Below are 23,466 nucleotides of genomic sequence, written 5' to 3'. Positions count from 1 at the left end.
ATGGCCTCCGCCTCCAACTCCACCGTCGCCCGGCGGCCGGTGCTGGACGGGCCAGCGGACTACCTGATTGTCCTGCTGATCCTCCTGTTCGTCACCATCACCGTCGGCACCTGGGCCACCGGGCAGATCGCTGGCCTGATCACCCACGCGGCCTGGCCCAGCGTCTCATTCGGGAAAGCCTTCGCCGTCGCCAAGCAGATCCCCCACCACCTGGACGATCCCAAGCAGGCGTGGCCCGAAGAAGTCCGCAAGAACCTCCCCGGACCGGTCGGCTTCGCGGTCGCCGCTTCCATCGTGGTCTGCACGATGAGCGTTGCCGCCGGCGCCGTGATCCGTCGTCTGCGCCGCAACCAGTCGGTGAGGGGATTCGCGTCCCCGGCGCAGCTGGCGAAGACGCTGTCCGCCAAGGCAGTGACCAAGCGCGGGACCATCGTGCGACCTTCGCTGAAGGGCCGCCGGTTCACCGCCGACGACGTCGCGGTGCGCCTCGGCTGGACCATGGCGGGAATGCTGCTGTGGGTCTGCGTCGAGAACTCGGTGCTGATGCTCGCCGCGCCACGACAGGGCAAGACCTCCCAGGTGATCATCCCTTGGATCCGGGCTTGGAAGGGCCCCATGCTGGTCACCAGCGTGCGAGGCGACGTGCTCGACGCGACCGTGCTGGCCCGGCGAGCCCTGGGCCCGAGCATGGCGATGGTGCCCACCGGTATGGTCGAGTGGCCGGACCGGGTGCAGTGGTCGCCCACCAGCGGATGCGCCGACTTCGGCAAGGCGATGCAGCGCGCGGACCTCATGGTCAAGATCGGCAAGAGCGAGACCACCGACAGTTCCGGCGCCGGCTTCTTCGGCGCCACTGCGACAAGCCTGTTGGCCGGTTGGCTGCATGCCGCTGCTATCACCGGCCGCAGCATGGAGGACGTCCTGCGCTGGGGCTTCAACGCCCACATCGAGGAACCCATCAAGCTGCTCGCCGAGTCCAACCGCGCGGAGCCCGGTGTCGCCGAGATGCTCGACGGCCTCTACCGCAACCCCGGTGACACTCGCGCGAACCTGTTTGCGACCGTGCAAACCGCGCTCACCCCACTGTTCTCGCCGCTGGCCCGTGCAACCTTCGTTCCCAAGGCCGGCGAGGGCATCGACATCGAGGACTGGCTGCGGAGCAACGGCACCGTTTACCTGCTGGTGGACAAAGAAGAGGCCACCGCGCTGGCGCCACTGATCACCGCGTTCGTCTCCGAGGTCTTCGGCACCGCCAAGCGCCTCGCTGACCGGGCACCCGGCGGTCGGCTCGACCCGCCGCTGGGAGCGCTGCTGGACGAGGTCGCCAACGTCAGCCCGCTGCCCAACCTCCCCGATCTGATGAGCTTCGCCGGTGGCTCGGGCATCTACGTCGTCGCCGTGCTCCAGAACATGGCTCAGGCCCGTAAGACGTGGGGCCGTGAAGGAGCGGAGATGCTCTGGGGCAGCTCCACCGTCAAGATCGCACTCGGCGGCCTTGGCGGCGACGAACTCGAAGAGTTCTCCAAGCTCGCCGGGGTCTACCGCGAGTCCTTGACGACCTACCAGAGCGGCAGCCACGGCACCACGATGCAGACCACCCTCCAGGACCGCAAGACCGTCACCCCGGACGAAATCCGCACCCTGGACGAGGAACGCCGCGAGGCCCTGGTCATCCATGCCACCACCCCCATCGCCAAGCTCCGCATGCAACGTCACTACGAGAGCCCCGACCGGGCCGCCTACGAGGAGTCGATCTCGTGGGCGCGCGAGTACCGCACCGAGACCTTTGGCAAGGAGGCAGCGTGACGGCCGAGGATCCATGGGGACCTCCCACTCCAGCACCGGCAGGTCAGGGGTGGAACGCCCGTTTCGCACAGCGCATGGCCGACGGGCGCGACAACTTCAGAGATGACGACGCGGACCTCGACTACACCCTCTACTGGAGTGGCGCGATCCAAGGGATCGACGGATCCAGCTACTGGCCGGGCGAGTGGAACCAATCCGAGGAGCCACTGGTCTACATCAGCGGCTCCGGCCACTCGGAGATCGTTTCCTCGGACTACTCCACCAAGGCATGGTCGAACCACCGCGCCCTGACCGACGCCGTTCCCTTCACGCCGCTGAGCGAGTGGCGCATGCCGCGTGCAGACCAGGAGAACCTGCTCCTGGCCTACCTCGCGCAACGGCCCAACGAACTGGTCGGCTTGGGAGCCTGGCTGCCAGTCGACACCTTCACCACTCACACCCGGTACGGGCTGTACGAGGCGATGCTCAACCTGGCACAGGCTGACGAACCGGTGAGTCCCGATTCCGTGCTGGCCACGTACCAGCGGAAGTCCGAAGCGCTGAACCTGGCGTCCGCCGCTTGGACAGGGACTGAGCGCGAACGTGCCTATCTGGGTCGACTGCTAGTCACCCCGAGCGACGCCTTCACGGCACTGGACTGCGCAGAGCGCCTGATAACGGAGGATCAGCGGCTGATTCTCGCTAACGCCGCACCACCACAACCGCAACCTGCTCCGAACACGGTTGTCTCCAGCACGCTGCTGCCTCTCACGCCACCTCCGATACAGCCCCAGCCCGTTCAGCAACCGAGACTGCACCACTAGGTGCACCAGGACCAGACATGACAGAGCCAGCCATCGTGCCCATCGGGCGAGTGAAGCACCGGACGCACATTCGCCGACCCCGGTCTGCGAAGCGAGCCACCTCCACGGCGCCGACCATCGCCGCTGCTACGTCGGAGCAGCCCCGCCGACTGGTGGAGTGGCACACCATGACCGGTCCGGAGCGGATCTCAGCATGGGGCGGCCTCTGCGACTGGGTGACCTGGCTCCACGACCGCTACGAGCTGTCCGTGGAGTCCAGGCTGCCGCAATGCTGGGCGGAACACACCGGACTGATAGAGGAACTCTGGGCGCTCAAGGTCTGGCGTGAGGAGATCTACGGCGCTGCCCCTGAACAGCAGGTTGGCCAGGCCGCCCGCTACTGGCACACGGAGCTGCGCACGGTGGTCGCCAACGCCACCGCCGTCTACGCCACCGCCTGCCGCACCGGGCACCGCGGCCCCGAGTTCCGGGCAGCCGAGTCCCCTGACCTTCTACGGCGCTGGACCGACGCCGACCCCTGGGCCGGGATTCCCAGCCGACTGCTGGCCGCACACGCGGACACTGCCGAGGCTGGCAGCCCGGACCGCCTCACCGCAGCACAGATGGACGACGCGCGAGCCCGCGGCCTGGCCACACCGATCAGCCCCGGCATCCCCGAGTACGTGAAATTCGCCGACACCTGGTGGGCCGTCGAGGTCAGCCGTGACTGGCTGCGCGTCGTCAACGAGGAGCTGCTGGAGCGGCTCGAAGACGCGGCTACCCGGATGGCCGCCGCCGATGACGCCGCCCGCCGCTATAGGAAAGCGACAACCGGATCGACGTCGAGGACGAACCGATGACCCACCCCGATCTCGTGCTCCGCGCCGAGCAGGCCGTCATCGGCGCGGCACTACGCGACCGCCAGCGTCTTGACGACATCGCCTACCTCACCCCGGACCGCATGGCCCACCCCACCCACCGCGCCCTACTGACCGCGTTGATCGAGTCGCGTACCAGCGATCCGACGACATCGGCTGCCCGGCTGCCCGAGCTGATCGCCCAGCGCACGGCTATCAGCGGAGTCAACGCCGACTACCTGCGCCAGCTCGCCGACGCCGCACCTCGGCCCGAGAACATCGTCAGCTACGCCCGGATGGTCCAAGAGGCGGCAGTTCGCCGGGACCTCGAACTCCACGTCGAGCGTATCCGGACAACCACCTCTGGCCTGCGCGGGCCGGATCCGGTTCTCGACCGCCTTGCCCAGGCGATGCGCCGCACTGAGCACACCGTTCCCGTAGCCCGACTCAACGAGTCGGCACCCGCTCCGTACGAGGCCCGACCCTGGGCAGCCGGTGAGCAGGAGGTCCGGGTCGAGGTACGCCTTGAGCGTCAGGACGCGGTGCTCGCGGACCTTCTCCAGCACCCCGAGCAGATAAGAGAAGTGAGTGACTGGCTCTACCCGGAGGTGTTCGAAGAAGGCCCACGCCGCGAGGTATACGAGGCCATCGTGGTCGTTGCCGAGCGAGACGAGCCGGTCGACCAGCTGACCGTCGAGTGGCAGGTCTACCAGCAGGACCCGCAGACCTACGAGGTCACGGTCGAGGTGAGCGTCGAGGAACGTCCCGACTACCTCACTCGGCTCGCCACCACAGCCGTCGTAGTCGGCGCCGCGGTCGAACTCTCCGGGGAGATCATGGCCGAGGACATCCGGGCGAAACTCGCGAGTGACTTCGGCAACATCGATGCCTCCGCCCGAATGGCAGGTGCGGAGCCCAAGGCAACCCTTGACGTGCGGTCAACTCCACCGGTCCCGCAAGTGGAGTCGGCACCTCTCCTGCAACCCCCGCCAGTCCAGCAGGCGCCGACCATTCAGCCGATAATTCGGCCGTGAGGGGGACCGCGATGACCAACTCGGAAGCGGGATTGCTTGCCGACGTCAGCCACGCTGCCATGGACGTAGCCCTCGCTGATGGAAGCGCCCAGTTCCTGAGCGAGACGATCCGTGACTTCGTCCGGCATCGGGAGTCCTGGTGGATCTTCGACCGTGCCGGCTGGTGGGAGGTCACCCGAGCTGATGTCGCTGAAGGACTGGACCTCATGGCGGAGAACATGCGAATCGCCGACCTGGCGGTGCGGCGCAAATCCAGCTGATTGGCGTCGAAGCGAGCAGCGGGTGGCAGAGGCTTGGGGTGTTACGCCATGAGTTCCCTTGCCATGGCGCGGTTGACCGTCGGTCGACGGCCGGGGACGTAGGACGGGATCGCTTGGTAGCCGAGGTGTCGGTAGAGCGCCAGTGCGGCCAGGTTCTGGTTGCCGGTCTCCAGGATGGCTCGCCGGGCGCCGTGCTCGACTGCCTCGCGCTCCAGGGTTCGGAGAATCCGGCTTCCGAGGGCGAGGCCACGGGCCGCCGGGTCGACGTACATGCGTTTGATCTCCACGGTGTCGGGATCAACCAGGTGCCAGCCCCCGCATCCGAGGGCTCCATCGTGTCCTTCCGCATGGGCGATGAGGAAGAGGCCGTTCGGTGGGGCGAAGTGTTCCGGTTGGCTGGCGTGTGGGTCGTCGGCGAATCCGTACGTGCTGAGCTGCTCGGCGTGGAGGGCAGAGGTGAGTCGGCGGGCATCGGGGTGGTCGTACGGAACGGCAGAGAGAGCAGCTGCGGCGGCAGAGGCGCGGGCAAGTCTGGGCGGCGTCATGTGCTCGATACTGCCTTGTCGACCTGACTCAGCCCGTCAGTGCCGGACTGCCTGGGCCGCCGCGTTAGCGGGGCCCAGGCGGGATCCTCACCTGCACCGTAGAACGATGTCTGGCTTGCCGAGCCAGCAGCGGATACGGCTAGCTGGCCGTTGCTGGAGCCAGGGACTCGCGGCCGAGCCAGCGTTGCAGCACCTTCGGCACTGTGACGGTGCCGTCGGGCTGCTGGTGCTGCTCCAGCAGGGCCGGTACGAGGCGGCTGGTGGCCAGCCCGGAGCCGTTGAGGGTGTGCACGTAGCCGGACTTCCCCGCTGCGGGGCGGTAGCGGATGTTGCCGCGGCGGGCCTGATAGTCCCGGGCGTTCGACACCGAGCTCACCTCGACGTAGCCACCGATACTGGGCAGCCAGACCTCGACGTCGAAGGTCTTGGCCATCGCGGCGCTGGTGTCCTCGGCAGCCAGCCGGGTGATCCGGTGGTGCAGGCCGAGTGCCTCGACCAACGTGGCTGCCTTGGCCAGGAGCTCCTCGTGGGCGAGTTCAGAAGCATCGGGATGCGCGAACTGGAACATCTCGACCTTGTTGAACTGGTGGCCGCGAAGGGTTCCACGGTCGGCGGAGCGGTAGCTGCCGGCCTCGCGCCTGTAGCAGGGCGAGTAGGCGACGTACTTGCGGGGCAGCTCGGTCTCCGTCAGGACCTCGTCGCGGTGGAGGTTGACCAGGGCGGTCTCCGAGGTCGGCAGCAGGAATCGCTGCGGTCCGGCCGAGCCCTGCTCCAACGCGAAGACGTCTTCGGCGAACTTGGGGAACTGACCTGCGGTGTAGCCAGCCTGATAGGTCAACAGATGGGGCGGCAGGACGAGCTCGTAGCCGTCCTGGACGTGGGTCTCGATGAAGAAGTTGAGCAGCGCCCACTCCAGCAGGGCGCCGTTCCCGCGGTAGACCCAGTTGCCGGTGCCGCCGAGCTTGACGCCGCGCTCGTAGTCGATCAGCCCGAGCTGCCGGGCCAGATCGACGTGGTTGCGCGGCTCGAAGTCGAATTCCGGCCGGGTGCCGTGCTCACGGACGACCTCGTTCTGTTCCTTGCCGCCGGTCGGCACGTCCTCGTCGGGCAGGTTGGGCAGCTGGTCGAGGAACGCCTGACGCTCCCCGGTCAGGCTGGTGAGCTGCTCCTCAAGTGCGGCGATACGGGTGCCGAGCTCGGTTGCCTCGGCGCGCTTGGCGACGGCGGCCGGGTCCGCCGAGTCCAGCCGCGCGATCTCGCGAGAGATCTGCTTGCGGTCGGCGCGTAGCGCTTCCACCTCGGTCGTGCCATGCCGGTACTTCTCGTCCAGGGCGAGGAAGGCGGTGAGGTCGATGCGAACGGCTCGCTTGGCCAGCGCGCGCTCGACGCGTTGGGGATGCTCGCGGATCAAGGTGATGTCCAGCATTTCGGGTCCCATCGATCAGTCGGAGTTCGACGTGATCCCTTGGGGGCGTGGGCGAGAAGGGAACTCGCGGTGCCACCACGCCTTCGCCGCCACCCGAAGGCAGCGGCCTCGACAGCTCGATAACGGGAGCGAACCGGCGGGGCATTGGGCCGCTTCCGGCCGTTCCTCCCCGCACTCGGGAGGGGATTCGCAGCAGGACGCGAGGCTGCCTTCTCAGCTGCCAGCAGCTCTCTTGGCTCGCGTGCCCTGCGGCTACTTGTCTCCGTCAGCGCGTTGTCCAGAGGATAGAACGCCCTGCACGCCACGAGCAACGCAGAATCGCCGTCCAGATTCAGCCGATCACCCTGAGTAATGGCGGACTGTCGTCATAGCCTGGAGCCTCCCAGCTCAGCGGCCTCCGCTGCCGGAGGCGCCCGCACAGCCGGTTGCCGAGGTCGATCGGATCCTCTCGTCCAGCGCGATCAGACTGCGCACAGCGTCCGAGACATCCGGCAGGGCATCCGGCTTGGCCCAGACGAAGTCGTCGTGCTCGCTCAAGATGATGGGCTCGGTGCTCGCCGCAGTGGCGGTGAAGGCGTACTGCCGGCCCCGCTGCCCCTTGCGGTTGGTGAAATCGACGGAGCCGAGGTAGCCGGTGATCGTTACCGCCAGGCCGCTCTCCTCCATGGTCTCCCGCCGGGCGGCCTCCTCCACGCTTTCACCGGGCTCCACACCACCGGATGGAAGCTCGTACAGGCCCTCCATGCAGTCGCCCTGCTTCCGTCTGAGCAGGAGGATCCGGTCACCGTCACGGATCAGACACCCGGCCCCGAAGCGCTCGATGCCGTCACGAGCGGCATCCTCCACGGGGGCAAGGTCGGATGGCGGGATGTTGCGGTGCACGTGTTGCTCCTCAGATCCGGACAGCTCGGCGGTGAGCTGGGCCTATGCGGGTTGAGGATCATTCTCGTGCCGTAGTCGGCCTGCGGCGGGGACCGCCGCAGGCCGACCATCTACGGCGTGTTGCAGTGCGCCGCCCAGCTGCCGGCAGCGTGGGCGGCCCGGACGCGGTAGTCGTACAAAGCACCGGGCGGGTAGTGGTCGATGCGGCTGCCCCAGTAGGTCGCCAGGACCTGCGCGACGGTCGCCACGGCCTTCTGGGAGGCTGCCCGGAAGGCTGGGACAGTGCGGGCGAGTGCTTCAGCGCTGCGGGGGCTGTGTCCAGCCACGATGAAGTGCGGCACCATGAATGCGACCACCAACCAGCCCGCCCCCACGCGGCTGGAACCCCAGTCGACCACGTGGACCTCGCTGTTGATGATCAGATTGTCCGGTCGGGGGGAGCAGTGAAGCAGCGTGTCACCGGTAAGGAGTTCCATCGGCGCCGTCCGGTAGGCGCGGTGGTCGCTGATCGCAGCGGCATCGGCGTACGGGCTGGGGGTCAGGAAGTCGATCAGCATGCTGATCTTCTCCAAGACCATGGGGACGTCCGGTGAGCGTGGGCTGAGATCGGGGTGGCGACCGTCGACGAACTCGAAGACGAGGGCGAGCCAGCCACCCACGGTGTCGGACCACAGCAACCGGGGTCCGAGGCCGGGCGGCAGGACGGAGTTGATCCCGGCCTCCAGCTGGTGGTCCTTCGAGAGCGGGTGGCAGACCTCTATCGCCTTGAGGAAGACGCGTCGGTTGGCCAGGGTGAGTACGGCGCTGATGCCGGGTGTGTGGCCGCCTGGTCGCTCCGAGAGGCGGAGGACAGGGCCGAACTCTCGTTCCACCGCTAGGCGTAAGGGGGCAGGGATGATGCTGCTGGGGCGGTTCAACGGGTGATCTCCTCGATGACGTACGGGCCGGCCACGAGTGCGTCCAGACCGCAGCGCAGGAAGGTGCTGACCGCATCGCTCGGGGTGCAGACGATCGGCTCGTCCGCGCCGTTGAAGCTGGTGTTCAGCAAGACAGGCAGCCCCGAAAGCTGGTGGTACGCGTCGATGACGTTCCACAGCAGGGGGTTCGTGCGCCGATGCACCGTCTGGACGCGGGCGGACCCGTCCACGTGGACGACTGCGGGAAGCAGTGCCCGCTGCTGCTGGCGCACGGTGCCGGTCGCCAGCATGTACGGGTACACGAGTTCACCGGCCGACGGCAGGGCGAAGAAGTCGTCGGCGTGCTCAGCCAGTACGGCCGGCGCGAACGGTCGAAACGCCTCCCGCTGCTTGATCATGGCGTTGATCCGGTTGGCGGTCGCGGCGTGCTGGGGGGAGGCCAGGATGCTGCGGGCTCCCAGCGCTCGCGGACCGAACTCCATCCGGCCCTGGAACCAGCCGATCACCTTCTCTGCTCTCAGTAGCCGCGCGGCCTCCCGGTGCGGCTCAGCCGTGTGACGCACCCGGTACCGATCGGCGGGGATGCTGCTCAGGGCCGCGCGGATTGTGTCCGCCTCGTAGGTGGGGCCGAGGAACGTGTGCTGCAAAGGGTGCCGGACCGGGCTGGCCCCGGAGACCAGCGCCGCGCCGGCGGAGGTCCCGGCGTCACCTGCTGCGGGCTGGATGAAGATCCGGTCGAACCGACCCGAAGCGATCACTGCGGCATTGGCGACGCAGTTGAGCGCGACGCCGCCGGCCAGGCACAGCGATCGACGCGGTACGAGGCGCTGCGCGAACGCGAGGTAGGAGCCGACCAACTGCTCCAGGAGGTGCTGCAGCGCGCGGGCGATGTCGCGGTGCCGATCGGTGATCGCGTCATCAGGGCCCCTGGGCGGCCCGAGAAGCTCGACCAGAGCCGGGCTGTACAGGCTGCGCTGGGCACTGGGCCGGCGGTGGTGGTCGAAGTAGCGCAGGTTCAGGTGCAGCTGGCCGGTGCGCTCGTCCAACCAGGCGAGGCGCTGGATCTGATCCAGGTACCGCGGGCCTCCGTACGCCGCCAGACCCATCACTTTGTACTCGTCGCTCTGCGGCCGGAAGCCCAGGTACCGGGTCAGCGCGCTGTACAGGTATCCGAACGAGTGCGGATAGACGATGTGGTGCTGCCTCGTCATCCGGCCGTCGATGCCGTCGTAGATTGCGGCGGTCTCGTACTCGCCGCGGCCGTCGAGGGTGACGACCAAGGCGTCATCGAACGGGGAGGTCAGGTAGGCGCTGGCAGCGTGCGCACGGTGGTGCGCCACGGGAACGAGCGGTAAGTGCACTGGTAAGAGGCCGCTGCGGCGAATCGCGTGGGGAAGCCGGCGGCGCGTGCGGTACTTGTCCAGGTCAGACAGCAGCGAGCCGATCGACGCCGGAGTGCCGTAACGCAGGTTCGACGGCGCCAGGAGTAGGTGAAGCTTCGGGTCAACGAACAGCGCTGCCTGGTCGAGGTCCTGCGGGTGGGCGCCAGCCACGTCCAGGCAAGCCCGGATTGCCTGTTCGGGGAACACCTTCGTGTTCTTGATACGGTTCAGGCGCTCCTCTTCGACGGCGGCGACCACCGTCCCGTTGTGAACGATGGCCGCGGCCGCGTCGTGGGTGCCGAAGTTCAGCCCCAGGGTCAGAGTCAACCGCGCCTGCCGATCGAGTCCTGGCCGCCGATGCACGGGCGCAGGTCTCTGGGGATGCAGATCGCGCTGTCGGCCCGGACATGACTCTCGGGGTCCGTCCACAGCCGGGCGAGGTCAATCACAGGACGGTCTCCTTGAGCGCGGTGCCGCCGGCGTGAGGGTCGGACGGCCTTGATCGTTGCGTGTGCTGGGCGGTGTCGATCACCTCGTGGACGTGATCCGGCGAGGACATGGTGATGGCCACGGTCTCCACGCGGGGGTCGCGCAGCGCCCAGGTGAGTGGGCGGAGTCTGGAGCTCGCGGTGCGGGAGAGCGGGTCGATCAGGGCACCGCGGTTGAGCGGCGACATCCCGACGAAGCTGCGGCCGGCCCGGGTGATCTGGGCGAGATGGGAGATCGGCCAGGGTGAGGCGAGGTGGTATTGGGCGGCGATGGCCGTGATCGGCTCCTCGCGCAGAGCGGCGCGGACGGCTGCCGGGCCGTGGCAGTAGGCGTAGACCGCACCGATGCGGCCGGAAGCGAACGCCACCCGCGCGCCGGTCCTGTAGAAGTTGCCCAACGCTACTTGGTCGTTGAGCAGTTCAGTCCGCTCCGTGCGTTTGAGATCGACTTGCAGAACCAGCGCGTCGATCCGGCTGATGCCCAACTGCCCGGTGGACATCTCGATGGCGGTGCTGATGCGTGCTTCGAGATCGCCTCGCAACGGGCACTCCGCCTTGATCAGGTGACGGAGCCCGGCGACCGGGCCGACCTCGTCCAGTACCTCCCGTACCGCCCACTGCGTGCCGAGGTGTGGATTGGAGTGGATCGTGCGGATCCCGGCGTCCAGCGCGGCGCGCAGCGCAGCCAGGCCGGGCCGCGAGTCCTTGCCGGGGAGCAGACGGCCGGCGACGAACGTCGAGGTGCCGAAGCACAGGCGGTCCACGTCCGTCACATCTCACCCCGCGCTTCCAAGGCCTCGCGGGTGAGGATGGTGCGGAAGTGCGCGATCGTCTTCTGCGGGCCGACGACCTTGTCGAACCGCAGCTCGCCGAGCTGGTCGCGGTAGTGCTTGCGGTTCGGGTTGTCGATGTCGAACTGTTCGCTGTCGCGGTAGCCGGTCAGGCGCTTGAACGTCTCGCGCTTCTCGTCCAGCGACATTCCCCACAGGATCGGCGGGTTTTTCTGGCTGATGCAGACCGTCGTCATCCCGTTCGGGCTGATCCGCAGCTTCCAGCAGCCGCCGCACGGGTAGTCCCAGGAGAACATCGCGAGCACCGCGACCTTCACGCCGGTGTCGCCGATCTCGTAGTAGTTGTAGCTCGGGTTGTCGCCCTCTATCGACTCCCGCCGCACCGGGCGCAGTTCACCCGCCCTGGCGAGCGCTTCGAGGATCGCCGGCTCCTCCACGAACTGGTCCTTCCAGAACGCCTCGCCTTCAGCGCCGAGCTGTGCGGGGTTCGAGGGGAAGAACTGGTTCAGCTTGATCGCCAACTGGCCTGCCCCGCCGCTGTTGTTCAACTGCCGGGCGTACTCGATGAACGCGGGCAGCTCGTGCAGGGTGTCGCGCATCGTCACGCACGAGATCTTGGTCAGGGTCGGCAGCAGCTCGACCGATCGCTCGATGCTGCGCAGGGTGTCAGCGTGGAAGCCTCGACGGGTGATGTCCTGGTTGCGCTGCTCATCCAGGGTGTCGATGCTGATGATCGCGCGGGTCAGGCCGGCGTCGATCGCCTCCTCGATGAAGTGGTGCAGGCGGTAGCCGTTGGTTGTGACGATCTGCTGGTCGTAGCCGATCTCCTTGCCCGCGCGGAGCATCTCCACGAAGTCCCGTCGAACGGTGGGTTCCCCGCCGGTGTAGTGGACCCGCCGGAAGCCGATGTCGTAGCCGGCCTGAAGGACCTCGATCGCCTCCTTCAGCGAAGGCTGGACGATCACACCCTGCTTTCCCTCAGGCAGGCAGTACTGGCAGCGGATATTGCAGCGGGACGTGATGCCGAACCGGAGGTTCCATTTGCGCATGCCGGGCGAGTATCGGTTGTCCATTACCTTCAGCGGTGTTTGTTGCGCCTCGTGCTTCATGGCCACCTGTCTTTCGGAAGGAATGAATCTTGCTCAGGGAGAGGGAGCTGCACGAGTCGGGCTTGCGGGCGAGAAAGTAGGTGCCGCAGTCCTGGCTCCGGGCGTCTGGAGTCGTCGGCGCTACGGCAGCGCTCGATCTTGCCGGTCCGACCGAGCACGTTCCAACCACGTTCCGGGACGTTCTAGAGACGTCCCGAGACGTTTTCAGTCAAGTCAGCGCGTGTAGTACGTCGCCTCACCGACGCCACAAATGGAAGATCAGGGAGCTGGCTATGAATGGCCCGTCCGGTGCATGAGCTACCGAGCACCCTTGGAAAGGGCATTCTGCGGGAGGGGGACCCCAGTGAGGTCACGCGCGCGATCAGCCAGGATGGTTGCCAACTGCGGGTAGTGGCCGCGGTCGACGGCCTGAAGCATCTCCGCGAGAGCGACCAGCTGTCCGACACGGCCGGCCGGGGTGTCCAGGATGTCGGAGAACTCGACCAGGACTCGGTCCGCGACGACGGGTACGAGGAGGCTGCTGACCCACAGAACCGCGGGGTCGTAGCCGACTGGAACGAGGCCCCAGCGCTCCCAGTCAAGGATCTGGAGTGGCCCGGCGGTCAGGTTGGCCCACTGGAGGTCACCATGGCCGACGGTGCGCTCGACGTCGGCCGGGGCCGGGATGCCGAGGTATTTCGGGAAGACCTCTTCGACCCATGCCTGGCGCAGGGTGATCTTCGCACTCGGCGCAGTCACGGTCGCGATGTCGGCGAGGGCGCCGCTCAGTGCGGCCCACCAGCCGTCGTCCAAGCCGGGGTCGGCTCGAAGGTCCGGCGTTGAAGAGATCGCCGGCCCCACCAGATCGAAGACGTCGGCCTGGTAGAACCAGGAGCTATCGGTCCAGTCCACAGTGCTGTGGAGCCGGGGCCGAGGGATGGCGGCGGAGAGGATCTGCTCTGCGCCGAGGGCACCCTGGCCGGCCGGCCGCGGCGCTCGCTTGCGGCTGCTTCTGGAGACGCGGAGCCAGACAAAGTCGGCTGCGCATCCGACGGTAGTGCCAGAGGTGCCGAAGATCGGCGGTCCGGTGCAGGCGAGGCCGAGGAACGCTGCGACCTTGGCGTGCGCGGCCAGCAGGTTCTCCCGGGTGTCGGCATCAGGCTGAAAGGACATCGAGTACCGTCCTGAGTCGCTGTTCTGGGATCGGCTTGGCGAGAGCCTCCCTGGCATCGTCCCAATGCTGGCTGGTGCTGGTCGACGTGAGGACGACGTCCAGCGCCGGGCACGCTCCGATGAGCTGGAACGCGGCGGTGTGCGGGGTCGATCCCGGTTGGATGAGGTTCACCAGTTCGGGTGTCATGAGGCTGGGCAGTTCGCCACCGTGGAGGGGGGCGGATGCGAAGGTGGTGATTCCTGCGTGTCGGGCGTGAACAAGGGGGCCGTCTCCGTTGAGGGCCTGGGCGATGGGCTCGGCCACGACGAGACTGACCGGCATCTGCACACCGATGAGGTGGTGGGCCGCCGATCCGGCCGCTTGGCTGGCCAGTTCAGTCAGTTCGGCGATGGTGAACGCCTGCGTGGTGAAGCCGGACCAGGTGGCGACGCCGTAGCCCCCGATGCGGCCGGCGTGCGCGAATTCCTCCAGCACGGCGAACGCGGCCCGGAGGTTGTGGTGCAGTTGCTCCCGGTCGTGGCTGGACCGCTCGGGGTTGTGGACGAAGACGATGTCGGCTCGACCGAGAACGGCGAGCGATTCCTCGGTCTGGGCGCGGACGTCCGCGGGGGCGATGCTGTGGCGGCTGTTCGGGTGGAAGCCGGTCTTTGTCGTCACCTTGGCGGTTGGGTACTCGGCGAGAACCGAGGCGAGGTCGAGGTGTGCCCGGCCGTGGGCGTAGTTGGGGGCGGTGTCGATCCACTGAGCCCCGGCCATGAGGGTGGTGCGCGCCGCGTCGCTGACGGCGCGCACCCGGTAGGTCCCCAGGCCGAGTTCGGGGCTCATCGGCCGGCCCTGACGACGGCCAGGGCTTGGCCCTGGACGAGGACGGTTAGGACGCTGGCCACGTCCTTGGCCTCCAGGTGGGCGGCGTCGGCAAGTTCCCCGATGCTGACCGTGCTGCCGGTCAGCAGGGTTTGCAGGATGGGTGCGGCGCGGTCGGAGAAGTCCCATGCGGTTCCGGCGGCGGACAGGGTGACGGTCCCGGCGGTCGGGTTGCTGGTGACCTCGGCGCGCGGGGCGGTGATCCGCACCGCGATCTCCCTCTCGGCGGGGAGAGAGCTCACGTACGGCAGGGACGGTGCTGGTCGGCCGAAGTGGGTGGTGCCGGAGGACCGCGCCCAGCGGTCGACCAGATCGGGGTCCGACAGCGCGGTCAGCACCGCGGCTCGCAGGTCGTCCAGGTAGGCGGCCTTCTCCTGCACGTCGGCGTGGAGCGGGATGTCCGTCCGGATAACAGGGCTCTCGTGCAGTTCGTCCACCAGCCAGCCAAGGAGCGTGGCCCCGGTCTGGGCCACGAGTCCGAAGGTGAGGTGTAGCGACTCGGTGCCCTGGTCAGCGGTGACGCTGTGCCACCATCCGCGCGGCAGGTACAGGACATCGCCCGGGTTGAGGATGAAGTCCGCGACCGGCTCGCCCTCGGGTTCCTCGGGGGCGTCCACGTCGCGGAAGGTGGGTGCCTGCCGGGTCGGCTCCCACAGGCGCCAGCGCTTCGCCCCGTACTGCTGGACCACGACCACCGCGTGGTCGTCCCAGTGCCGACCGAAGCCCTCTTGCTCGGTCCACGAGGCGTAGGCGTTCGTCTGCACAGGTGTGCCGATGAAGCGCTCCAGCGCTTCGGCGGCGGCGCGGACCGGCGGATGGATCTCGTCGATGGCGTCCACCACCAGCGAGGCGCCACCGGCGAGACTGGCGTGGAGCTGGGCCGGGTGCATCCGGTTCCAGGTCACCCCGCGCCGGTTGGCGATGGGGGTCGAGTACTGGCCGACGGGTACGGTCTGCCCGTCCACCGACAGCCGCAGCCGGGGCGACTCGATGCGGTGGGTGGCGAGGATCGTGTTCAGGTCGTCCCAGGACAGCAGGGGACCGGCGTCCGCCTCTTTGGCGGGAACGACGACGTAGGAGCGGTGGAGCGCCTGGGTGAGGAACTGGTCCCCACCCAGGCACACCGCCCACGAAGCGGTGTCATGCATCGTGGGCGTCCGACTCAGGTGTCGTTCTGGTCGGACTTGCCGCCCGTGTTGTCGGAGGGGACATCCGCGCGGGAACGCGCGGCCCGGATCTTGCGGGCGGCGAGCAGGAGGCCGCCTCCGTTGTCGTCCTGGACAGCAGGCGAGGTGCTTTCCATGCCGTTGACCTTCCTTCCATCGGGTGTTCGCCGGGCTGACCGGCGAGAACCAGGGAATCGCTGCGAACGGTCATTGAACAGAGCAGAATTGATGCACTGTTGTGGCATCCCTGGGGGAAACCCAGGCGCGGCCTGGCACGTTCTGCCAACGGACGGTTTGGCGCAGTTGGGGGTGGTGGCCGATGGGGCGCAGACGCGAGCGGTTCATCCAGCACCGGAAGGGCGCGGGCTTCACGCAAGAGTCCTTGGCCGAAGCGTCCGGCGTCGAGCGCTCGACGGTGGGCCGATGGGAGCGCGGCGATGGCGAGCCGCGGCCGTGGCAGAGGCCGAAGCTCGCCGCACTGCTGCGGGTGAGCCCGGATGAGCTGACGGAGCTACTCACGCCGTCCACCCAGCCGGACCCTCCACCACCCCCCGCCAGGCGCAAGCCTTCCAGCCCTGCGAGCACACCCCAGCACAGGGAGCCCCTGGCCGACATGCTGCCCGCTGGTGCCTCCATGGCGCTCATGAGCGGAGAAGTCCGGGTCGGCTGCCGAACATCAGACGGAAAGATCATCTTCGTGGCCATGCCGCGCAGAGCTCTGCTGCGCGGGATCACAGCAGCGGTCGGCGGGGCAGTGCTCTCCGGAAACGCCGCTCCTTCGTTACAGATGGCCCCACCCGCTCTCTCGCCTGACGTGAACCCGGTAGAGAACATGCGGACCCTGCGGCGATCGCTCGCCGAGTGCGACAACGTACTCGGCCCCCGCAACGTCATCGCCACCGCGCAGGGACACATCCGTCTCGTGCAGCATCTTCGCCGTGAGGCGAACGGTCGCGATCGCCGAGACCTCCTGCAAGTCCAGGCCGAGTACGCGGAGTTCTGTAGCTGGCTGTACCAGGACAGCGGTGATCACCCTGCCGCCCAGTACTGGGCAGATCGGGCGGTCGACTGGTCCAACGGCGCCGGAGACGCTGACCTGACGACCTACGTCATGGCGCGGAAGTCCCAACTCGCCGGTGACATGCAGGAATCGCTCGATGCAGTCGACCTCGCCGATGCCGCACAACGGTTGGCCCACCCGGACAGCCGGCTCAGCGCCATGGGCGCGGTCTACGGCGCGCACGGCCACGCACTGCTCGGCGACGAACTCTCGTCCCAGAGGGCCTACGATCAGGCCCTCGTCCTGGTCAGCGGAGAGCACGAGGAGGCGATCGGCCGGGGACGCTGGATGAACGCGGCCTATGTGGAGGCGCAGCGAGCACGCTCCCTGTCCGCCCTGGGCCACCACGAGGCGGCGGTGATCGGCTTTGAGCGGGCCATCCGTGCGCTGCCGGCCTCATACCGTCGTGACCGAGGCGTCTACCTCGCCCGGTCCGCCGTCGCCCAGCTCCACGCGGTCGGCCCGGAACTGGCTGCCGCCACCGCCACTGAAGCCCTGTCGATCGGTGCCGTAACTGGATCGGCCCGGATCTTCAGCGAGCTGGCTGCACTGGACGCCCTGCTCCAACCATGGCGCGCTGTTTCTGAAGTGAGCCAGTTTCAGGCAGCACTCGACAGCATGATGTTCCATGAAGTCTGATCAGGGTGGACTTCACGCCGAGAGAACGGATCGCACGATGGCCGACCGCCCCTTCGTCCTGCTGAGCGTTGCCACCTCCATCGATGGCTACATCGACGACAGCTCTCCGCAGCGCCTGCTCCTGTCGAATGCCGAGGACTTCGACCGCGTGGACCAGGTCCGATCCGAATCGGACGCCATCCTCATCGGCGGCAACACCCTGCGCAGCGACAACCCGAGGCTGCTCGTCTACAGCGACAAGCGCCGCGAGGAGCGCATCGCCGCAGGCAAGTCCGAGTATCCCCTCAAGGTCACCATCTCCGCGAGCGGCGACCTCGACCGTGACCTCAAGTTCTGGCACTTCGGTGACAAGAAGGTTGTCTACACCACCGACGCTGCCGCGTCGAAGCTGCGCGAGAGCCTGGGCGGACTCGCCGACATCGTCAGCACCGGTCCGACCGTGGACTTCGGTGCGCTCCTCGAAGACCTGGCCACCCGCGGCGTCAAGCGCCTGATGGTCGAGGGCGGCAGCTCCATCCACACCCAGTTTCTCTCCCAGGGCTTGGCCGACGAGGTACACATTGCCGTCGCGCCCCTGCTCGTCGGCGACGCCGCCGCACCGCGGTTCGTCCAGCCCGCGCAGTTCCCTGGCGGTAGCACCCGCCGACTGAAGCTGATCGAGGCCCAACCAGTCGGCGACGTCGTCCTGCTGCGCTACGCTCCGAAGGAGAGCAGCGACGCCTGAGCCCTTCCCTTCGGCCGTGCCCGCCGGATCGGTAGCCTTCGAGCCCGGGCACGGTGACGGCCAAGGGGAACGGATGACCGGCGAGGACGGTGGGCCGCTCACGGCGCAGTGGGTGGCCCGCAAGCAGGTGTCGCACGATGAACTGCTGACTGCGGACGGCGCCCTGTGGTGGCTCCAGTCCGACCCCGACATGGGCGGGGCCCGCCGGTTGATGCGCGCAGGCCGTAACGCTCCGCCCCGGGCACAAACTCCGCCTGGAATGTCGGTGGGTGGCTGGCTTCACGCGTACGGCGGTGGCTCCTTCGCCATTGCCGCGAACGCTCAGTGGGTCGTTGGCGAGGACAACAAGGTCTACCGGCTCCGGCCCGACGGGGGAACGGAGCCGGCGGTCGCTGTGGCTGATGACTACCTGTACGGCGAGTTGCACCACGCTGGGGAGACCCTGCTCGCTGTCCGAGGGACCGACGACGGCGACCAGATCGTTGAGATCGCCCAGGACGGCGAAGTTCGGGTGCTGGTCAGCTCTACCGGATTCCTCGCCGCCCCGCAGCTGCACGGCGGCACGCTCGCCTATCTGGAGTGGGACTCCGACCGGATGCCGTGGGACTCCACGAGGCTCATGCTGATCGACTCGCTGCCCGACCAGACGGGCCCAGGGCACCTGCTGGCCGGCAGCGACCGGGAAGCCGTGGTCCAGCCACTCTGGGGCCCCGGCGGGCAGCTGTACTTCATGTCTGACCGCACCGGATGGTGGAACCTCTACCGCTGGACAGGCGAGGCTGTGGAGCCGGTAGCGCCGATGGACGCCGACTGCGCGCCTGCTCCCTGGGAGGGCGGGTACAGGTCGTACGCCTTCACCGACTCCGGGCAGATCGTGCTGACGGTCCACGACGGCATCCGCACCGAACTGGTGGCTATGGACCGCGATGGGCTGCTGACCCGGCCCGCCACCAACGTGACCTCGGTCAAGCCATACGTTGCCACGCTCGGCGACCACGTGTTCCTCATCGGATCAACCCCCACCAGTCGACCGTCCGTACGAACGGTCGACCTCGGCCGACCCGGAGGGCAACCGGCGGTATCGATCGGCTCCAGCACCAACGACATCTCTGTACTGTCCACCACCCCGCCCCCCGCCATTCGGACCGCCCGCTCGGGCCGACTCCCCATCCGCTACCTGCTGCATCAGCCCGACCGAGGACAGCCTGCCCCACTGATCGTCCGCGCCCACCCAGGCCCCACCGACGACGTCCCACTGCGCCTGGACTGGACTGTGCAGTTCTTCGTCAGCCGAGGCTTCGCCGTGGCGGAAGTGGCCTATCGCGGCAGCACCGGCCAGGGCCGGGCCTTCCGACAATCCCTGCACGGCCACTGGGGCGAGTACGACGTGGAGGACTGCGCGACCGTAGCCCGCCACCTGCTGGAGAGCGGCAAAGTGCTACGTGAGGCCGTCTTCATTTCCGGAGCCAGCGCGGGCGGATATACCGCTCTGCAGGCTGCCTGCCGACAAGGCCCGTTCACGGCGGCTACCGCCACTTCCGCGATCATCGACCCGGCGCGCTGGGAGAAGGCCGTCCCCCGCTTCCAGCGGCCACACGCAGCCATCCTGGCTGGCCGGGCCGGTGAAGTCCGCGCCGAGGCTATGCACATCCCGGTGCTGCTGATCCACGGTACCGCTGACGAGATCGCCGCTGCGGAGGACGCCCGTCGGTTCTCGGACGATCTTGCGGCACTCGGTCACGCCCACGAGACCCTCTTCCTGGAGGGCGTCGGCCACTACCTGTCCGCGCCGGCCGCGTTGGAGCGCGCCCTGGAGGCCGAGCTCGACTTCTACGAAGGACTCATGCGCCGCGAGCCGTAGCCGCCGCTGCCCGGTCCGCAGCCGGTAGGACGGAGCGTGCGTACTCGCGCAGCTCGGCTACCGGCGCGTAGTCGGCATGGGCGTCGAGCCCGGCCAGGACGTCAGCGACGCGCTGGATGCAGCGCCCGGATGAGGTTCTGGCTGCGTAGTTCACCGCATCGAGGCCGGCGGCACACGCCTGGTCGATGTCGCCCGAACGCAGCCACGTCGAGGCGAGCAGGGCAGCGTCGATCGCCAGGCGTCGCACCTTGTCGCGCCCCACGCCCTGGATGGCGTCCGCGAGGTGGCCCCGGGCGGCCGGGGAGCGGCCGAGGTCGTGCAGGCAGTGTGCAACCTCGTCCGCCAGGTAAGCGGGGGTGAAGTACCTGATCCACGACGGTTCGTCTGCGGGAACCGACGAGCTGAGCAGTTGCTCCGCCTGGAGGATCAGCGCGGTAGCTTCCTGCTCCTGGCCCATCCGAGCGTGGGCCCGTGCTCGTACCGCGGTGATGGCGGCTCGCGTCGCGGGACTCGCCGCAGTGCTAGCTGCTGTTGCCGCAGACTCGGCCCAGTGCAGGGCGGTGCGCGGCTGGAGGCCGTGCAGAGCCAGGTGCCCGAGGTTCACCGCGACGAGGTAGGCCCCATATGCCTGGTTGTGAGTCGCGCTCGTCAACGCCAACGCCCGGAGGTAGTACGCCCGGGCGCGGTTTGGATCCCCGACATCGACGGCCTGGTAGCCGGCCAACTCCAGGAAGCCAGTGGCTACACGGGCCCTGGCGTGCACCGTGTCCTCGCTCGCGGCGGGTCGGGAGAGCAGCGCCGCGAGCTCGGTGTCGATATAGGCGGTCACCTGAGCGGCGAAGGGGCCAGCGCCGTGCGTATGGTCGAGCTGGCGGAACATTGCGAGCATGCTGTCCGCCACGGCGACGTCGTCGGGCGTCACCCAAGGACGGCCGTCCGTCAGCAGGGTCGCTGGGGTCTTGAAACCGGATGCCCAGTCCGCTACGTGCATCTCGCTTTCGGCCAGATGTAGTTCGCCGGCTTCAGCAACACGCTCGGAGATCACTGCCGGTGCTCGCGGATCAGCTACGTCGCTTCCTTCTTGGTCGGTCGCCAGCAGTGCGTTCAGCTGCGTCGTAGTAATGCGCAGCTCTGCGGCAAGCAGGGGCCGAAGCCATGGACGAGGGGCACCCTTCCCGCTCTCCCAACGGTGGACTGTAGACCGGTCTACTCCGAGTGAGGCCGCGAGGGTCTCCTGGGTGTGGCCGACCAGCTCCCGCTGGGCCACCAGGTCTGGCCTCCTGTTGACGACCATCGGCTGCCTCCTGAACTTCTTACTCCCGCAACACCACAGCTCAGCCGCGACTTTGTCGCATGCACGCCACATGTATGCAGCAAGTCTGCTCTGTTTCAGCCAACTTGGCAGTGGTTCTCTTTGATCTGTCGAAGGAATCGCGATCGACGGCTGACCAGGTCGTCCGTCCGATGCCATGACGGCATGTTGCCTATCTCTCCCCATACCAACCTGCAAGACGTCCCAGGACGTCCCAAACTCGTCCCGCTCTGCGGTGACCCCGTCCATCGATCCACCGACAGCATGAAGTTCGACGTCGATGGACAGCTGAAGGTCTCCTGCTGTGGTCGCGTTCCACCAGCTTGGCGCCGCAGCAGGAAGAACGGGCCGCGCTCATCGCGCGAAGGGCGCGGCCCACCCCATCCGAAAGCCTGCACACCGCGGACCCGCTCCGCGGTGTGCGGGTGCACTAAGCCCCACCCCCGAAGGCCCAGAAATCGCCGAGGACACCATGGCCACGCTTCAGAAGCGGCAGCAGACACCATCCCAGGCACGCTGTGTGGAGCCATTGGCTGGCGCCAGTCCGACGGCTGCTCCGATCCTGACCTACCTCTGTGGCTGGGTGCCCGGCTCAGACCTGGGCACCGGGCGGCCGGTCCCGGCCCGGATCGACAACCACCTCGTCGGCGGCAAGGACGCGTTCCCCGTCGACCGGGCGGCTGCGGATCAGCTGGCCAAGGCCACACCCACGCTCGCGAAGGCTCTGCAAGCTCGTCGGCGGTTCGTGGTGCGCGCGCTCCGGCACCTGGCCCGGGACGTGCAGGTTCAGGACTACCTGATCATCGGGGCCGGCCTGCCGTCCCGGCCGCACCTGCATGGAGTGGTCCGGGAGGAGGCGTCGGGGGCGCGGGTGGTGCACGTGGAGCACGACCTAATCGTTCTGAGCCACCTGCGAGCCGAACTAGTCGGCCATCCGGACCAGTTGACGGTTACACGCGGTCGGCTGAGCGATCCACAGCACATCCTCGCCTCCACCGCTGTGCGCTCGCTGCTCACCCCGGCGCGCCCGGTGGCGGTCGTCCTGGAATCGTTGCTGGAATACATCTCGGACGAGGAGGACCCGCAGGCACTTCTCGCCGAGCTGATGCAGGGTCTACCGCCGGGCTCATGGCTGATCGTCTCCCACGCCACCGCGGACTTCGCTCCGGCAACGTGGCAGACGATCAGCGCGATCTATCAGTCCCACGGGATCAAGATCTTCCCCCGAAGCCGGGAGCGGCTCGCCGCGCTTATGAGCAGCGTGGAGCTCGCCGACCCCGGATTGACGATGGTCAACCAGTGGCGGCCCGACGTCGAAGCACTCAGCGAACTGGACGACGTGACGGTGTCCCGGTACGGCGCGCTCGGCCGACTGGGCCTGCCGGCCGCGGGCGGGGCGCGGTGATGGCGGTCGCCGGGCGTCAGGACGAAGTGGTTTTCCATCCTGCCGGACTCGACGGCCAGCTACGCGGTGCGGTGGCCGATCTCCAGGCGGGGCGGTGGATGTCCACCCGCGAGCTGCTGGCACGCAGCGGGCGCGACCAGCCACTGCGCACCACGCGCAGCCAGGTGCTGGCGGGGGCGGTGGCGCGCTCGGATGTGCTGGAGCACTGGGCCCGGGAGGATCCGGGCAGTATCGACCTTGCCGTGCTGCGGGCGCGGGTGGCGGTGCTGCGGGCGCTGGCCGCTGCTCGGGCCGACCACGCTCAGGCCCGCCCGATGCACGAGGCGGCCCGCGAGGAGTGCTGGCACGCGGCGCGGATCGCACCGGCCGATCCCGTTCCGTGGGTGGCTCTGTTGGAGCTGGCCGTCCTCGACCCGGGCCGAAGGTTCCCGGAGCAACGCGGCGGGCCGCCCGACCGGATGCTGGGCGAGGGTCCGTGGTGGCTGCTGTCACAGCTCCAGCGACGCGACCCCTACAGCCGCGAAGGACACCACCGGATGCTGCGGTGGTGGCTGCGCCAAGGCCGGTCGGGGGACGCGTGGGAGTTCGCGAGCTGGCTGCTGGGGCACGCCCCCGCCGGTTCGCCGCTGCGGCTGCTTCCGCTCTACCTGCACGTGGAGCGGATCCGCGCCGACCCAGGCGGGGGTGCGCTGCTGCGCAACCAGTGGCTGCGTGAACCGTGCGAGCGGGATACCGAGCGGGCCTGGGCCGGGTGGTTCCTCGGGCAGTCGAGCGAGGCACGCTCGGTCTCCGACCTGAGCCACCTCGCCCACGCCTTGTGGGCCGGCAACCGCAAGGCGCAGGCGGCCCAGGTCTTCGAGGCCCTGGGCGCGCTCGGCTCCCGGGAGCCCTGGGAGGCCTTGGCGGACATTCCTGGCGGCGGTCACGACCTGCTGCTGAACGCCCGTCGCCAGTCCCTCGCCGCGGCGTCCCGCGCCTGAGCCCGGAGCCACACGACGGGTCC

General features: G+C 68.2%; 23 protein-coding genes. 10 read left to right on the top strand and 13 right to left on the bottom strand.

Annotated features, from left to right (window positions below):
• From BS75_RS19130 to BS75_RS19110, 5 genes are all read left to right on the top strand, one after another.
• On the top strand, positions 1-1,806 hold the full coding sequence (locus BS75_RS19130) for a type IV secretory system conjugative DNA transfer family protein (RefSeq protein WP_034089124.1): 1,806 nt from the start codon (positions 1-3) through the stop codon (positions 1,804-1,806).
• Positions 1,803-2,609 (top strand): hypothetical protein, encoded by an 807-nt coding sequence (locus tag BS75_RS19125; protein ID WP_152645791.1) that lies wholly within the window; start codon positions 1,803-1,805, stop codon positions 2,607-2,609. Before BS75_RS19130 ends, BS75_RS19125 begins: the two co-directional genes overlap by 4 nt.
• Before the next feature lie 167 nt (positions 2,610-2,776).
• On the top strand, positions 2,777-3,448 hold the full coding sequence (locus BS75_RS19120; protein ID WP_034089122.1) for a hypothetical protein: 672 nt from the start codon (positions 2,777-2,779) through the stop codon (positions 3,446-3,448).
• A gap of 14 nt (positions 3,449-3,462) precedes the next feature.
• Positions 3,463-4,479: a DnaB-like helicase N-terminal domain-containing protein gene (locus BS75_RS19115; protein WP_197091952.1), complete on the top strand. Its 1,017-nt coding sequence runs from the start codon at positions 3,463-3,465 to the stop codon at positions 4,477-4,479.
• An 11-nt stretch (positions 4,480-4,490) separates the two neighbouring features.
• Positions 4,491-4,739, top strand: a complete 249-nt coding sequence (locus BS75_RS19110; RefSeq protein ID WP_042437604.1) for a hypothetical protein — start codon at positions 4,491-4,493, stop codon at positions 4,737-4,739.
• A 41-nt stretch (positions 4,740-4,780) separates the two neighbouring features.
• On the opposite strand, the gene BS75_RS19105 is transcribed toward BS75_RS19110, so the two are convergent.
• The 12 genes from BS75_RS19105 to BS75_RS49380 all read right to left on the bottom strand — a co-directional run bounded on the left by BS75_RS19105 (position 4,781) and on the right by BS75_RS49380 (position 15,599).
• Entirely contained in the window at positions 4,781-5,284 is a 504-nt protein-coding gene (locus BS75_RS19105; RefSeq protein WP_034089119.1) for a GNAT family N-acetyltransferase, read from the bottom strand.
• A gap of 139 nt (positions 5,285-5,423) precedes the next feature.
• On the bottom strand, positions 5,424-6,710 hold the full coding sequence (serS, locus tag BS75_RS19100) for a serine--tRNA ligase (protein WP_034089118.1): 1,287 nt from the start codon (positions 6,708-6,710) through the stop codon (positions 5,424-5,426).
• Positions 6,711-7,097: 387 nt separating this feature from the next.
• A complete protein-coding gene (locus BS75_RS19095; protein ID WP_231607828.1) occupies positions 7,098-7,592 on the bottom strand; it encodes an NUDIX hydrolase in 495 nt (164 codons plus the stop codon).
• Positions 7,593-7,702: 110 nt separating this feature from the next.
• On the bottom strand, positions 7,703-8,464 hold the full coding sequence (locus BS75_RS19090) for a hypothetical protein (RefSeq protein ID WP_034089117.1): 762 nt from the start codon (positions 8,462-8,464) through the stop codon (positions 7,703-7,705).
• Between the two features lie 41 nt (positions 8,465-8,505).
• Positions 8,506-10,218, bottom strand: a complete 1,713-nt coding sequence (locus tag BS75_RS19085) for a carbamoyltransferase family protein (protein WP_034089116.1) — start codon at positions 10,216-10,218, stop codon at positions 8,506-8,508.
• Positions 10,215-10,340 carry a hypothetical protein gene (locus BS75_RS51525; protein ID WP_267970434.1) on the bottom strand — a complete coding sequence of 42 codons (126 nt, stop codon included), beginning with the start codon at positions 10,338-10,340 and terminating at the stop codon, positions 10,215-10,217. The genes BS75_RS19085 and BS75_RS51525 overlap by 4 nt, the downstream gene beginning before the upstream one ends.
• Complete coding sequence (locus BS75_RS19080; RefSeq protein ID WP_034089115.1) at positions 10,337-11,152, bottom strand: aldo-keto reductase family protein; 816 nt, start codon at positions 11,150-11,152, stop codon at positions 10,337-10,339. The genes BS75_RS51525 and BS75_RS19080 overlap by 4 nt, the downstream gene beginning before the upstream one ends.
• Positions 11,149-12,279 carry a radical SAM protein gene (locus BS75_RS44510; RefSeq protein WP_081982438.1) on the bottom strand — a complete coding sequence of 377 codons (1,131 nt, stop codon included), beginning with the start codon at positions 12,277-12,279 and terminating at the stop codon, positions 11,149-11,151. The genes BS75_RS19080 and BS75_RS44510 overlap by 4 nt, the downstream gene beginning before the upstream one ends.
• A 297-nt stretch (positions 12,280-12,576) precedes the next feature.
• On the bottom strand, positions 12,577-13,431 hold the full coding sequence (locus BS75_RS19070; RefSeq protein ID WP_034089114.1) for a hypothetical protein: 855 nt from the start codon (positions 13,429-13,431) through the stop codon (positions 12,577-12,579).
• The gene (locus BS75_RS19065; RefSeq protein WP_231607827.1) at positions 13,415-14,224 is read right to left on the bottom strand and encodes an aldo/keto reductase; all 810 of its coding nucleotides are present in this window, start codon (positions 14,222-14,224) and stop codon (positions 13,415-13,417) included. The genes BS75_RS19070 and BS75_RS19065 overlap by 17 nt, the downstream gene beginning before the upstream one ends.
• 29 nt (positions 14,225-14,253) lie before the next feature.
• Positions 14,254-15,444, bottom strand: a complete 1,191-nt coding sequence (locus tag BS75_RS19060; protein ID WP_034089112.1) for a cupin domain-containing protein — start codon at positions 15,442-15,444, stop codon at positions 14,254-14,256.
• 14 nt (positions 15,445-15,458) lie between these two features.
• The gene (locus BS75_RS49380; protein WP_169790776.1) at positions 15,459-15,599 is read right to left on the bottom strand and encodes a hypothetical protein; all 141 of its coding nucleotides are present in this window, start codon (positions 15,597-15,599) and stop codon (positions 15,459-15,461) included.
• Between the two features lie 182 nt (positions 15,600-15,781).
• On the opposite strand from BS75_RS49380, the gene BS75_RS19055 reads away from it, so the two are divergent.
• The 3 genes from BS75_RS19055 to BS75_RS49375 all read left to right on the top strand — a co-directional run bounded on the left by BS75_RS19055 (position 15,782) and on the right by BS75_RS49375 (position 19,746).
• On the top strand, positions 15,782-17,161 hold the full coding sequence (locus BS75_RS19055; RefSeq protein WP_081982437.1) for a helix-turn-helix domain-containing protein: 1,380 nt from the start codon (positions 15,782-15,784) through the stop codon (positions 17,159-17,161).
• Between the two features lie 37 nt (positions 17,162-17,198).
• Entirely contained in the window at positions 17,199-17,885 is a 687-nt protein-coding gene (locus tag BS75_RS19050; protein ID WP_034089111.1) for a RibD family protein, read from the top strand.
• A 73-nt stretch (positions 17,886-17,958) separates the two neighbouring features.
• Positions 17,959-19,746, top strand: coding sequence for a S9 family peptidase (locus tag BS75_RS49375; protein ID WP_197091951.1), 1,788 nt, complete (start codon positions 17,959-17,961; stop codon positions 19,744-19,746).
• Here the strand turns inward: BS75_RS49375 and BS75_RS19040 are convergent.
• Entirely contained in the window at positions 19,727-21,040 is a 1,314-nt protein-coding gene (locus BS75_RS19040) for a helix-turn-helix transcriptional regulator (RefSeq protein ID WP_160312245.1), read from the bottom strand. The genes BS75_RS49375 and BS75_RS19040 overlap by 20 nt on opposite strands.
• Positions 21,041-21,530: 490 nt before the next feature.
• Between BS75_RS19040 and BS75_RS19035 the strand changes: the two genes are divergently transcribed.
• Positions 21,531-22,463, top strand: coding sequence for an SAM-dependent methyltransferase (locus BS75_RS19035; protein ID WP_052069540.1), 933 nt, complete (start codon positions 21,531-21,533; stop codon positions 22,461-22,463).
• Between the two features lie 98 nt (positions 22,464-22,561).
• Positions 22,562-23,443 carry a hypothetical protein gene (locus tag BS75_RS19030; protein ID WP_052069539.1) on the top strand — a complete coding sequence of 294 codons (882 nt, stop codon included), beginning with the start codon at positions 22,562-22,564 and terminating at the stop codon, positions 23,441-23,443.
• The last annotated feature ends 23 nt before the right edge of the window (positions 23,444-23,466 follow it).

Origin of the sequence: Streptacidiphilus albus JL83 (assembly GCF_000744705.1) — a bacterium.
GTDB classification, from domain to species: Bacteria; Actinomycetota; Actinomycetes; order Streptomycetales; family Streptomycetaceae; genus Streptacidiphilus; species Streptacidiphilus albus.
Note: the sequence above shows the minus strand (reverse complement) of the source record. Positions and strands in the feature narration are given on the sequence as shown.

Excerpts from the sequence above, each read along its gene's own strand:
- BS75_RS19120 (WP_034089122.1), top strand. The coding sequence starts at position 2,777 with ATGACCGGTCCGGAGCGGATCTCAGCATGGGGCGGCCTCTGCGACTGG.
- BS75_RS19030 (WP_052069539.1), top strand. The coding sequence starts at position 22,562 with ATGTCCACCCGCGAGCTGCTGGCACGCAGCGGGCGCGACCAGCCACTG.
- BS75_RS44510 (WP_081982438.1), bottom strand. The coding sequence starts at position 12,279 with ATGAAGCACGAGGCGCAACAAACACCGCTGAAGGTAATGGACAACCGA.
- BS75_RS19130 (WP_034089124.1), top strand. The coding sequence starts at position 1 with ATGGCCTCCGCCTCCAACTCCACCGTCGCCCGGCGGCCGGTGCTGGAC.
- BS75_RS19040 (WP_160312245.1), bottom strand. The coding sequence starts at position 21,040 with ATGGTCGTCAACAGGAGGCCAGACCTGGTGGCCCAGCGGGAGCTGGTC.
- BS75_RS19105 (WP_034089119.1), bottom strand. The coding sequence starts at position 5,284 with ATGACGCCGCCCAGACTTGCCCGCGCCTCTGCCGCCGCAGCTGCTCTC.
- BS75_RS19055 (WP_081982437.1), top strand. The coding sequence starts at position 15,782 with ATGGGGCGCAGACGCGAGCGGTTCATCCAGCACCGGAAGGGCGCGGGC.
- BS75_RS19110 (WP_042437604.1), top strand. The coding sequence starts at position 4,491 with ATGACCAACTCGGAAGCGGGATTGCTTGCCGACGTCAGCCACGCTGCC.
- BS75_RS19050 (WP_034089111.1), top strand. The coding sequence starts at position 17,199 with ATGGCCGACCGCCCCTTCGTCCTGCTGAGCGTTGCCACCTCCATCGAT.
- BS75_RS49375 (WP_197091951.1), top strand. The coding sequence starts at position 17,959 with ATGACCGGCGAGGACGGTGGGCCGCTCACGGCGCAGTGGGTGGCCCGC.
- BS75_RS19035 (WP_052069540.1), top strand. The coding sequence starts at position 21,531 with ATGGCCACGCTTCAGAAGCGGCAGCAGACACCATCCCAGGCACGCTGT.
- serS (WP_034089118.1), bottom strand. The coding sequence starts at position 6,710 with ATGCTGGACATCACCTTGATCCGCGAGCATCCCCAACGCGTCGAGCGC.
- BS75_RS19070 (WP_034089114.1), bottom strand. The coding sequence starts at position 13,431 with ATGTCCTTTCAGCCTGATGCCGACACCCGGGAGAACCTGCTGGCCGCG.
- BS75_RS19060 (WP_034089112.1), bottom strand. The coding sequence starts at position 15,444 with ATGCATGACACCGCTTCGTGGGCGGTGTGCCTGGGTGGGGACCAGTTC.
- BS75_RS49380 (WP_169790776.1), bottom strand. The coding sequence starts at position 15,599 with ATGGAAAGCACCTCGCCTGCTGTCCAGGACGACAACGGAGGCGGCCTC.